This window comes from Streptomyces sp. NPDC048417, from assembly GCF_040651615.1.
Lineage (GTDB): Bacteria > Actinomycetota > Actinomycetes > Streptomycetales > Streptomycetaceae > Streptomyces.
This window is the reverse complement of the sequence record NZ_JBEZKI010000023.1, coordinates 186438-197294: the sequence shown is the minus strand read 5'-3', so window position 1 is coordinate 197294 and position 10857 is coordinate 186438. Positions and strand designations below refer to the sequence as shown.

The 10857-nt window shown below is 73.2% G+C and carries 10 protein-coding genes; 2 read left to right on the top strand and 8 right to left on the bottom strand.

Features of this window, described 5'->3' with window-relative positions:
- Window positions 1-198 precede the first annotated feature (198 nt).
- Genes AB0D59_RS33150 through AB0D59_RS33135 form a run of 4 tightly spaced genes read right to left on the bottom strand, consistent with a single transcriptional unit; the run spans window position 199 to window position 5829 of the window.
- A complete protein-coding gene (locus AB0D59_RS33150) occupies window positions 199-2376 on the bottom strand; it encodes a 3-hydroxyacyl-CoA dehydrogenase NAD-binding domain-containing protein (protein WP_362573442.1) in 2178 nt (725 codons plus the stop codon).
- Window positions 2377-2416: 40 nt separating this feature from the next.
- Complete coding sequence (locus tag AB0D59_RS33145; RefSeq protein WP_351743409.1) at window positions 2417-3631, bottom strand: acetyl-CoA C-acetyltransferase; 1215 nt, start codon at window positions 3629-3631, stop codon at window positions 2417-2419.
- 39 nt (window positions 3632-3670) lie between these two features.
- Window positions 3671-4684, bottom strand: a complete 1014-nt coding sequence (locus AB0D59_RS33140; protein WP_362573439.1) for an LLM class F420-dependent oxidoreductase — start codon at window positions 4682-4684, stop codon at window positions 3671-3673.
- Complete coding sequence (locus AB0D59_RS33135) at window positions 4684-5829, bottom strand: CaiB/BaiF CoA-transferase family protein (protein ID WP_362573436.1); 1146 nt, start codon at window positions 5827-5829, stop codon at window positions 4684-4686. The genes AB0D59_RS33140 and AB0D59_RS33135 overlap by 1 nt, the downstream gene beginning before the upstream one ends.
- 178 nt (window positions 5830-6007) lie before the next feature.
- Here AB0D59_RS33135 and AB0D59_RS33130 point away from each other — a divergent pair, with 178 nt between their 5' ends.
- Entirely contained in the window at window positions 6008-7186 is a 1179-nt protein-coding gene (locus tag AB0D59_RS33130) for a saccharopine dehydrogenase NADP-binding domain-containing protein (protein WP_362573433.1), read from the top strand.
- Between the two features lie 210 nt (window positions 7187-7396).
- Here the strand turns inward: AB0D59_RS33130 and AB0D59_RS33125 are convergent, their stop codons facing one another.
- The 4 genes from AB0D59_RS33125 to AB0D59_RS33110 form a co-directional block, all read right to left on the bottom strand.
- Entirely contained in the window at window positions 7397-7543 is a 147-nt protein-coding gene (locus tag AB0D59_RS33125) for a hypothetical protein (protein ID WP_351705452.1), read from the bottom strand.
- A 62-nt stretch (window positions 7544-7605) separates the two neighbouring features.
- A complete protein-coding gene (locus tag AB0D59_RS33120) occupies window positions 7606-8295 on the bottom strand; it encodes an endonuclease V (RefSeq protein WP_362573430.1) in 690 nt (229 codons plus the stop codon).
- A gap of 403 nt (window positions 8296-8698) precedes the next feature.
- A complete protein-coding gene (locus tag AB0D59_RS33115; RefSeq protein ID WP_362573428.1) occupies window positions 8699-9031 on the bottom strand; it encodes a plasmid stabilization protein in 333 nt (110 codons plus the stop codon).
- Window positions 9032-9078: 47 nt separating this feature from the next.
- On the bottom strand, window positions 9079-10191 hold the full coding sequence (locus tag AB0D59_RS33110) for an oxidoreductase (protein ID WP_362573426.1): 1113 nt from the start codon (window positions 10189-10191) through the stop codon (window positions 9079-9081).
- Between the two features lie 203 nt (window positions 10192-10394).
- On the opposite strand from AB0D59_RS33110, the gene AB0D59_RS33105 reads away from it, so the two are divergent.
- Window positions 10395-10811 carry an SsgA family sporulation/cell division regulator gene (locus AB0D59_RS33105; RefSeq protein WP_362573423.1) on the top strand — a complete coding sequence of 139 codons (417 nt, stop codon included), beginning with the start codon at window positions 10395-10397 and terminating at the stop codon, window positions 10809-10811.
- Window positions 10812-10857 lie beyond the last annotated feature (46 nt).

The window sequence follows — 10857 nt, the reverse complement described above, 5'->3', positions numbered from 1 at the left end:
CCGGTGGGGGTTGCTCGCGCAGTTCCTCCCCCAGCCTTCGGCCGGGGGTACCCCCAGCGGGCCCCACCGGGGGGGGGCCCCCCGGGGGGCGGCGGTCGGGGGGGGGCCCCGGCCCCCCCCCCCGCCGGCGCCCCGGGACCAGGCCGGACGCCTCGCGGGCGTCCGGCCTGTGGTGTGCCGCCGAGCGGCACGGGCCGGTCAGCGTCCGTCCGTGAAGGTCTCCCCCTGCTCCGCCTTCGCCACCAGCAGTGCGGGCGGGGTGAACCGCTCGCCGTAGGTGTCCGCCAGCTCACGCGCGCGTGCCACGAAGCCCGGCAGACCGCCGTCGTAGCCGTTGATGTACTGGAGGACGCCGCCCGTCCAGCCGGGGAAGCCGATACCGAAGAGCGATCCGACGTTGGCGTCGGCGACCGAGGTCAGGACGCCCTCCTCCAGGAGGCGGACGGTGTCCAGCGCCTCGGCGAAGAGCATCCGCTCCTGCATGTCCCGGAACGGGATCTCGTGGCCCGGCCGCGTGAAGTGCTCGCGCAGGCCCGGCCAGAGCGCGGCGCGCTTGCCGTCCTCGCCGTACTCGTAGAAGCCGGCGCCGCCGCTGCGGCCGGGGCGGCCGAACTCGTCGACCATGCGGTCGATGACCGCCTCGGCCGGGTGCGCGGTCCAGGTGCCGCCGGCCTCCTCGACGGCCAGCTTCGACTCGCGGCGGATCTTCTGGGGCAGGGTGAGGGTCAGTTCGTCCATCAGGGAGAGCACCTTGGCCGGGTAGCCGGCCTGGGCCGCCGCCTGCTCGACGGAGGCGGGCTCGATGCCCTCGCCGACCATGGCGACGCCCTCGTTGATGAAGTGGCCGATCACCCGGGAGGTGAAGAAGCCGCGCGAGTCGTTGACGACGATCGGCGTCTTGTTGATCTGCCGGACCAGGTCGAAGGCGCGGGCCAGGGCCTCGTCGCCGGTGCGCTCGCCCTTGATGATCTCGACGAGCGGCATCTTGTCGACGGGCGAGAAGAAGTGCAGGCCGATGAAGTCCTCCTGACGCTCCACTCCCTCGGCGAGGGCGGTGATGGGGAGCGTGGAGGTGTTGGAGCAGAGCAGGGCGTCGGGCGCGACGACCGCCTCGATCTCCTGGAACACCTTGTGCTTGAGCGAGGTGTCCTCGAAGACGGCCTCGATGACCGCGTCACACCCGGCGAGGTCCTGCGGGTCCGCGGTGGGCGTGATCCGGGCGAGCAGCGCGTCCGCCTTCTCCTGGCTGGTACGGCCCTTGGCGACGGCCTTGGCGCACAGCTTCTCGGAGTAGCCCTTGCCCTTCTGGGCGGCCTCGGCGGAGACGTCCTTGAGGACGACGTCGATGCCCGCGCGAGCGCAGGAGTAGGCGATGCCGGCGCCCATCATGCCCGCGCCGAGGACGGCGACCTTGGTGACCTTGCGGGGCTCGACGCCCTTCGGCCGGTTGGCGCCGGAGTTGACGGCCTGGAGGTCGAAGAAGAACGCCTGGATCATGTTCTTCGAGATCTGCCCGGCGGCCAGCTCCGCGAAGTAGCGGGCCTCGATGACCTGGGCGTTGTCGAAGTCGACCTGGCTGCCCTCGACGGCGGCGGCGAGGATGCGGCGCGGCGCCGGGTAGGGGGCGTTGCTGGTCTGCTTGCGCAGGGTCGCCGGGAAGGCGGGCAGGTTGGCCGCGAACTTCGGGTTGGCGGGCGTGCCGCCGGGGATCCGGTAGCCCGGCTTGTCCCAGGGCTGGCGGGACTCGGGGTTGGCGTCGATGAAGGCGCGGGCCTTGGCCAGCAACTCCTCCGGCGTCTTCGCCACCTCGTGGATCAGGCCGTTCTCCTGGGCCCGGCGGGCGTTGTACTGGGTGCCCTGGAGGAGGACCTTCAGCAGCGCGTCGGCGATGCCGAGCAGGCGCACGGTACGGACGACTCCGCCGCCTCCCGGGAGCAGGCCGAGGGTGACCTCGGGGCAGCCGATCTTGGTGCCGGGGGTGTCGAGGGCGACCCGGTGGTGGCAGGCCAGGGCGAGTTCGAAACCGCCGCCGAGGGCCGCGCCGTTGATGGCGGCGACGACGGGCTTGCCGAGGGTCTCGATACGGCGCAGGTTGCGCTTGATGGCGAGGCCGCCGTCGAAGAGGTCCTGGGCGGTCTCGGGGGTGACCCGGATGAGGTCGCGCAGGTCGCCGCCGGCGAAGAAGGTCTTCTTGGCGGAGGTGAAGACGATGCCCCGGACCGAGTCCTGCTCGGCCTCCAGACGGTCGGCGACCGCGGCGAGGGACTCGACGAAGGCCGCGTTCATGGTGTTCGCGGACTGGTTGGGGTCGTCCAGGACGAGGGTGACGACGCCGGTGTCGTCCTGTTCCCAGCGGATGGTGGTGCTCTCGGTCATGTGAGGGTCTCCGTGAGGTCTCTTGGTTCCGCCGGGGTTTTCAGACGCGCTCGACGATCGTGGCGATGCCCATGCCGCCGCCCACGCACAGGGTGGCGAGGCCGTAGCGCTTGTCCTGGCGCTCCAGTTCGTCGACGAGGGAGCCGAGGATCATCGCGCCGGTGGCGCCGAGCGGGTGACCGAGCGCGATGGCGCCGCCGTTGACGTTGACCTTGTCCAGGGACAGGCCCATGTCCTTGACGAAGCGCAGCACGACCGCCGCGAACGCCTCGTTGATCTCGACCAGGTCGATGTCGTCGATGGTGAGGCCGGCCTTGGCGAGGGCCTTGCGGGTGGCGGGGGCGGGGCCGGTGAGCATGATGGTCGGCTCGGAGCCGGAGACGGCGGCCGCGATGATCCGGGCGCGCGGGGTGAGGCCGTAGCGCTCGCCGATCTCCTTCGAGCCGATGGCGACCAGGGAGGCGCCGTCGACGATGCCGGAGGAGTTGCCCGCGTGGTGGACGTGGTCGATCTGCTCGACCCAGTGGTACTTCTGCAGGGCGACCGCGTCGAAGCCGCCGAGCTCGCCGATGTCGGCGAAGGAGGGCTTGAGCTTGGCGAGGGAGTCGGCGGTGGTGCCGGGGCGCAGGTGCTCGTCGTGGTCGAGGACGACCAGTCCCGCGCGGTCCTTCACGGGGACCACGGAACGCTCGAAACGGCCCTCCTTCACGGCCGTCGCCGCCCGCTCCTGGGAGAGCGCCGCGTACTCGTCGACGTCCCGCCGGGAGAAGCCCTCGATGGTGGCGATCAGGTCGGCGCCGATGCCCTGCGGCACGAAGTTGGTGGCCAGGTTGGTCATCGGGTCGTTGAACCAGGCGCCGCCGTCGGAGGCCATCGGCACCCGGGACATGGACTCGACGCCGCCCGCGAGGACGAGGTCCTCGAAGCCCGAACGGACCTTGGCGGCGGCCATGTTCACGGCTTCCAGGCCCGACGCACAGAAGCGGTTCTCCTGCACGCCGGCCACCGTGTCGGGCAGTCCGGCGGCGATCGCGGCGATCCGCGCGATGTCGGAGCCCTGGTCGCCGACCGGGCCGACGACACCGAGCACGATGTCGTCGATCGCGGCCGGGTCAAGGCCCGGGAACCGGCCCTGGATCTCGTGGATGAGACCGACGACCAGGTCGATGGGCTTCGTGCCGTGCAGGGCGCCGTTCGCCTTGCCGCGGCCGCGGGGGGTGCGGATCGCGTCGTACACGTACGCTTCGGTGCTCACTGACAAGCCTTTCAACGAGGGTTTGGGGGCGGTGGGGGGTCAGAGCCAGTTCTTGACGGTCTCGACCAGGCGGGCCGGGTCCGGGCCGACGGGGGTGATGTCGAGGGTGGTCACGCCCGCCTCGCGGAAGGCGGCGACGCGCTCGCGGACGTACCCCTCGGGGCCGCACAGGGACACCAGCTCGCAGAACTCGTCCGGTACGGCGGCCGCCGCGTCCCGGTGGCGGCCGGCGAGGTACAGCTCCTGGATGAGCCGGGCCTCCTTCTCGTAGCCGTAGGCGACGGCGAGGTCGTTGTAGAAGTTCTTGCCCGGTGCGCCCATGCCGCCGACGTACAGGGCGATCCTGGGGCGGGCCAGGTCGCGGGCGGCGGCCGCGTCCTCGCCGATGGCGAGCAGGCCGCCGGCGGCGATCTGGAGCGGTCCGAGGGCCGGGTCGCGGCGGGCGGCGCCCTCCGCCAGCGGGGTCCCCCAGACGTCCTGCGCCTTCTCGGGGATGAACAGCGTGGGCAGCCAGCCGTCGGCGATCTCGGCGGTCATCCGGACGTTGGCGGGGCCGAGGGAGGCCACGTACAGCGGGACCTCGGCGCGGACCGGCCTGGTGAGGATCTTCAGTGGCTTACCGAAGCCGCCGGGGCGGGGCATGTCGGTGATTCCGTGGTGGTCGATGGTCTCGCGACGCAGGATCCGCCGGGTCAGCTCGATGGTCTCGCGGGTACGGCCGAGGGGCTTGTCGTACGCCTTTCCGTGCCAGCCCTCGACCACCTGCGGGCCGGAGGCGCCGAGCCCGATGATCGCCCGGCCGCCGGAGATCGCGTCGAGGCCTGCGGCCGTCTGGGCGATGAGGGCGGGGGTGCGGGAGTAGACGTTGAGGATCGCGGAGCCGATCTTCATCCGCTCGGTACGGGCGGCCAGGTAACCCATGATGGTGGGCGAATCGAAGCCGTAGGCCTCCGCGACCCAGACCGTGTCGAGGCCCGCCGACTCCAGCGCGGCCGCCTGGTCCGCCGCGGTGCGCGGGTCGCCCGCGTAGTCGAGGAAGGTCGAGAGCTCCATCAGGCGGTGTCCTTGTCGTCGAGCAGGGCGGGTACGGCCCAGTCGCGGGCCACCTCCGTGGTGTCCGCGCCGGGCTGGGCGGGGGCGGTGCGCACGGTCGTCGGGGTCGCGGAGAAGCGGGGGGCGGGGGCCGGCTGGGTGATGCCCCCGTGGTCGGTGAAGGTGCCGCGGGCCGCCAGATGGGGGTGGTGCGGGGCCTCGCCCAGGGAGAGCACGGGGGCCACACAGGCATCGGAGCCCTCGAAGACGGCCGTCCACTCCTTGCGGGTACGGGCCTTGAACCGGGCGGCGACCCGCTCGCGGAGCTCGCCCCAGCGGGTCCAGTCCTTGCGGGCGTCGGCCAGGTCGTCGAGACCGCCCAGCAGGCGGAGGAACTCGGCGTAGAACTGCGGCTCCAGGGCGCCGACCGCCATGTGTCCGCCGTCGGCGGTCTCGTAGGTGCCGTAGTACGGGCAGCCGCCGTCCAGCAGGTTGGCGGCGCGCCGGTCCTGCCAGCCGCCGGCGGCCACCATGCCGTGGATCATGGCGGCGAGGTGTGTGGTGCCGTCCACGATGGCGGCGTCCACGACCTGGCCGGTGCCGGTGGCGCGCGCGTGGTGCAGCGCGGCCAGGACGCCGACGACGAGGTAGAGGGAGCCGCCCGCGTAGTCGCCGAGCAGGTTGGCGGGGACGGCCGGGGGTTCGTCGGGGCGGCCGATCATGCCGAGGGTTCCGGTGACGGCGATGTAGGCGATGTCGTGGCCCGCGCGGTGGGCCAGCGGCCCCTCCTGGCCCCAGCCGGTCATCCGGCCGTAGACCAGGCGGGGGTTGCGGGCGTGGCAGTCCTCGGGGCCGACGCCGAGGCGCTCGGCGACTCCGGGTCGGTAGCCCTCGAGAAGGATGTCGGCACGCTCGGCCAGGTCGAGGACGCGCGCCGGTCCGTCCGGGGCCTTCAGGTCGACGAGCACCGAGCGCTTGTTGCGGTTGGTGACGTCGTAGGCCGGGTCGATCGCGAGACCCGGGCCGCCGGGCCGGTCGACGCGGACCACGTCGGCGCCCAGGTCGGCCAGGAGCATGGCGGCGAACGGGCCCGGTCCGATGCCGGCCAGCTCGACCACGCGCACGCCGGAGAGCGGGCCGTGTCCTGGCGTCCCTGCCGTGGTCATGCCGCCCCCAGTCATTGACACAACTGATGTAACACCGCTGATGCTAGGAACACGTTCCACCGGGCACAAGAGTGGACGAGCAAGCGCTTAGTCAAGATACCCGGTGGGGGTGCGTCCGCACTCCTCACGCTAGCCTCAGCCACCGACAACGGCGCGGGTTGCACGACCGAGAGGTGTCATGAGCAGGCTGAAGATGACGGACCGTCCCTACGACATCGTGCTCTTCGGGGCCACCGGCTTCGTCGGCGAGCTCACCGCCGACTACCTCGCCACCCACGCGTCCCAGGGCCTGCGCTGGGCGGTCGCGGCCCGGGACGAGCGGAAGCTGGAGGCGCTGCGCGAGCGGCTGCCGGCCGGCACGGAGGTCGGGCTGCTGCGCGCCGACGTCGCCGAGCCCGCCACGATCCGCGCTCTCGCCGAGCACGCGCGGGTGGTGGCCACGACGGTCGGTCCGTACGGCCGTTACGGCGAGGACCTGGTCGCGGCCTGCGCGGACACCGGGGCGGACTACCTGGACCTGTGCGGGGAGCCCGAGTTCGTGGACCTGACGTACGTACGACACGACGCACGCGCGCGGGAGACCGGGGCCCGTCTGGTGCACGCCTGCGGCTTCGACTCGGTCCCGCACGACCTGGGCGCGTACTTCACGGTCCGGCAGCTGCCCGAGGGTGTGCCGCTGACCGTGGACGGCTTCGTGACCGCCGACGCGACCTTCTCCGGCGGCACCTTCGCCTCCGTCCTCGACCAGTTCGCGCGCCCCCGCCAGATGATCGCCGCCGCCCGGGACCGTGCCCGGCACGAGCCCCGGCTGATGAGCCGCCGGGCGACCGCACCCGCCGGGCCGCCGCGCTTCGCCAAGGAGATCGGTGCCTGGGCGCTGCCGCTGCCCACCATCGACGCCCAGATCGTGCGCCGTTCGGCGAAGGCCCTGGACCGTTACGGCCCGGACTTCCGCTACCGGCACTACGCGGCCGTACGGCAGCTGCCGGTGGCGCTCGGCGGGGTCGCGGCCGTCGGCGCGGTCGCCGCGGCCGCCCAGCTGCCGCCCGCCCGGCGCTGGCTGTCGGACCGGCTCAGGCCCGGGGAGGGGCCGAGCGCGGAGAAGCGGGCCCGCAGCTGGTTCAGGGTCCGGTTCGTCGGCGAGGGCGGCGGGCGGCGGGTCTTCACGGAGGTCTCGGGCGGCGATCCCGGCTACGGCGAGACGGCGAAGATGTTCGCCGAGGCCGCGCTCTCCCTCGCCTTCGACGACCTGCCGGCGACGGCCGGCCAGGTCACCACCGCGCAGGCGATGGGCGACGCCCTGACAGAACGGCTGCGCACGGCCGGGATCGGCTTCCGGGTGGCCGCGACCCGCTAGGGCCTGTCTGACAATTCCCGTCGTCGCCCGGAGGGCGGCCTCGCGGCGTCAGGTGCGTGCTCTCGCCGTGCCGGGCGTAGGCCCTCGTACTGGACGTACTCGGGTCTGCGCCCGGTGCGGCGAGTGGGGGCACCTCCCACGCCCTCAGGGCAGTGGGGGAGCGTGCATGGCGTCGTGAGGCGGACGGGAATTGTCATGACAGGCCCTGGGTCACGACTGCCAGGCCACCACGGTGCAGAGCATCCCGACGATCCAGGCGAACCCCGCCACCACGGCGAGGACGAGTGCCGCGTTGACGGCGCGCTCGACGGGCTGGGCGGGGTCTGCGACGGGCTTGGGGGTGCGGTGTGTCGTCATGCGGGCCAGCCTGCCGCCCGGGCCGGGGCGGCCACATCCGTACTCGTACTCAGTACGGGTACTCAGGCCTGGGCCTCCCGCAGTGCCCTGCGGCACAGCGCGTCGGCGCGGCGGGTGGTCTCCGGCAGGCGGTACTCGGGGGTGAGCGCCAGCGTGTGGGCGCAGGCGTTGTCCAGGCTCACCCGGTGGCCGACGGAGACGAACACCGGCTTGACGCCGTCCCGGGTGCGCAGCGCGCGGCCGACCTCCTCGGTGCCGGCGAGGAGCGGTGCCTGGCTGCCGCGCGGGGCGTGCGGGTCGTCGTACGCGAAGGCGAAGGGGTTCTTGGCGACGCCGATGGTGGGCAGGCCGGTGAGGACGCCGAGGTGGCTGGCGAGGCCGAAGCGGCGCGGGTGGGCGAGGCCGTAGCCGTCGCAGACGACCAGGCCCGGCGGACAGGGCAGGGCGTCCAGGGCGGCCCGTACGGTGGGGATCTCACGGAAGGCGAGCAGGCCGGGGACGTACGGGAAGGAGACCCGGCCGACGGCGGTGGCCTCGGCCACGGGCTCCAGGGTCGCCGCGTCCAGCACGACGGCCGCCGCAGCGACCAGGTCCCGCTCGTCGTCGTAGGCCACGTCGACCCCGGTGACATGGCCCGCGCCGGCCGCCGGTCCCGGCTCGTCGAGCACCACCCGCCCCCGCAGCTCGTCCTGCACGGCCAGGGCCGCTTCCTCGGTGGCGGGCCAGCCCGCGGGTACGCGTACGGTCGTCATGGTGCCCACGAGCGTACGGCGCGCCACGCGCGCGTGCGGTGACGGCTCGGAACAGAACCCGGCGTACGGCCCGCCTCACGCGCATGTCGCGGCGGGCGCCGACACAACCCCGGGCGCACCGGCCCGACCCGTCGGCGTACGCCGACGGTTCGGAACAGAACCCCGCCTGCGGCCCGCCTCACGCGCATGTCGCGGCGGGGGCCAACACAACCCCGGGCGCACGGCCCCGACCCGCCGACGTATGCCGACGGTTCGGAACAGGATCTGGCGTGCGGGCCGTCACGCGCGCGTGCGGGGGCCGGGCGAGGCAGGACCCGGCGTAGGGCGTTGCTCACGCGCGGGCGCCGGGCCGGGCGAAGCGGAATCCCGCCTCACCCGGCCCGGCTCGCTCGTGCGGGGTGGGTCAGCTCTTCTTGGCGTTCAGGGCACGTTGCAGTTGTGCCTTGTTCATGTCCGAGCGGCCCTCGATGCCGCGCTGCTTGGCCTCTTCGTAGAGCTGGTCGTAGGTCGGGCCCGCGGCGCCGCTGTGCGAGCGCTTGCCGCCGCGCCTGCCGGAGGACATGTCCTGGACGGACGTACGGCTGGCGGTTTTGGACTCGCCGGAGCGGGCGCGTTCCTTGTTGACGGTCCGCGCGGCGATCTCCTCGGCGCGCGGTTCGCTCTCGCCCCGGTCGAGCGCGCTCTCCTTGATGTGCTCGTACTGGCGTTCCCGCTTGGGGCTGGATCCACGTGGCATGGCCACCGCTCCCTTCCTGGGTGTGCTCGCCACCGGGTACCCACGGGTCAGTGCTCCAGACGTGCCACCCGCCCCTGCTCACCGGCCGCCCAGCAGCTGAGGTCGGTGGTGCAGTCGACGGTGTCGTAGGAGCCGGTGTCGACGGTCCGCCAGGTGCGGCCGCCGTCGCTGGTCAGGTCGGTGCCGGTGGGGCCGACGGCGAGGGCGGCGGTGCGGCTGTGCGGGAGCCAGGCCGCGCCGGAGCGGTAGGCGGGCGGCGGTGTCGTCGCGGGCTGCCAGGTGCGGCCACCGTCGCGGGTGACCGCGGCCGCCTGCGGGGAGGGCTGGTCGGGGCGGTAGTCGCCGCCGACCGCCAGGCCGTGGGTGCGGTCGCGGAAGGCGAGGGCGAAGACGCCCTTGGCCGGATCGCCGGCCGGTACGGGCGTGTCGGTGGCGGTCCAGGTCAGTCCGCGGTCGGTGGAGTGCAGCACGCGCGCGTGCGCGCCGCCTCCGGTGGCCAGCCAGGCGTCCTTCGGCCCGGAAGTGACCAGGCACTGGCCACTGGCAGCGAAGCCGGCCTCGCCGTCCAGGGCGGCCGGCATCCCGGTGCTGGGCAGCACTCGCCAGGAGCGGCCGCCGTCGCCGGTGGCCAGGATGCGGAACTTCCCGTCCACCGGGTCGCTCATGGCGAGGCCGTGGCGGTGGTCGAAGAAGGTCATGCAGTCGTAGAAGGCGGCGGGGTCGGTGTTGCGGAACGATTCGGTCCAGGTCGCCCCGCCGTCCTCGGTGCGGTAGACGCGGGACGCCTCGCCCTCGCCGATGGCCAGCACCACCGCGCGGCGCGCGTCGAACGCCTCGACGTCTCGGAACTGGAGGTCGCCCGCGCCCGGCGGAGAGACGTTCCGCCAGGTCGTCCCGCCGTCGGTGGTGCGCAGCACGGTGCCGGCCGTTCCGGCCAGCCAGGCGGTATGGCGGTCGACGGCGGCCAGGCCGCGGAACCGCACGTCCGGTGTGCCGGTGTTCTTGAGCACCCAGTGCGGTGCCGGTGTCGCCGCGTGCGCGGAACCCGCGGTCAGCGCGGCCAGCGCCGCCGCGCACGCCACCCCCACCGTCACCGCCCGGCTCGTACGTCCCGTCCGTCCTGCCCGTCCTGCCCGCCGCGTGCTCCCCAAGCGCCTCATGGCGCGGGAAGTTAGCCCACTGTCCCGGCGCCGTCCAGAGGGCCCCGCCGTCGCAGGGTCCAGGTAAGCCCCGGGTGTGAATGAGCCCGGTGACAGAGGTCACTCGCCTTTCGTGTGCACGGATCGGCCGCTTCCGTCGTCTCTTCCAGTGCCAGGTCTTGTACGCCCGGAAATTCGTCCAGCCGTCACTAGGGAGCAAGGGTTTGTCCACTGTCATCGAGCAGCCCGTAGAGGCCCGCCTGGTCGCCGCGTCGCCGCGTATGCCGAGCATTCCCGCCAGTCTCCGCTACGACAGCGAGGACCCCTTCGCCGTCCGTATGACCTTCCCCGCCCCGGCCACCCTGGAGGGCGTCGACGTCTGCTGGACGTTCTCCCGCGAGCTGCTCGCGGCCGGCCTGCACGCCCCGGAGGGCGCGGGGGACGTCCGGGTGCGGCCGTACGGCTACGACCGGACCGTTCTGGAGTTCCACGCCCCCGAGGGCACCGCCGTCGTCCATGTGCGCACGGGCGAGATCCAGCGGTTCCTGGACGCGACCGGTGACCTGGTGCCCACCGGTCTCGAACACCTCCGGCTGGACCTGGACCACGACCTGGCCGAGCTGATGCGGGACGCCTGCTGAGCCGCCCCGCGGCGCCGGCGGTCCCTGAGCCGGCTCGTGGTTAATT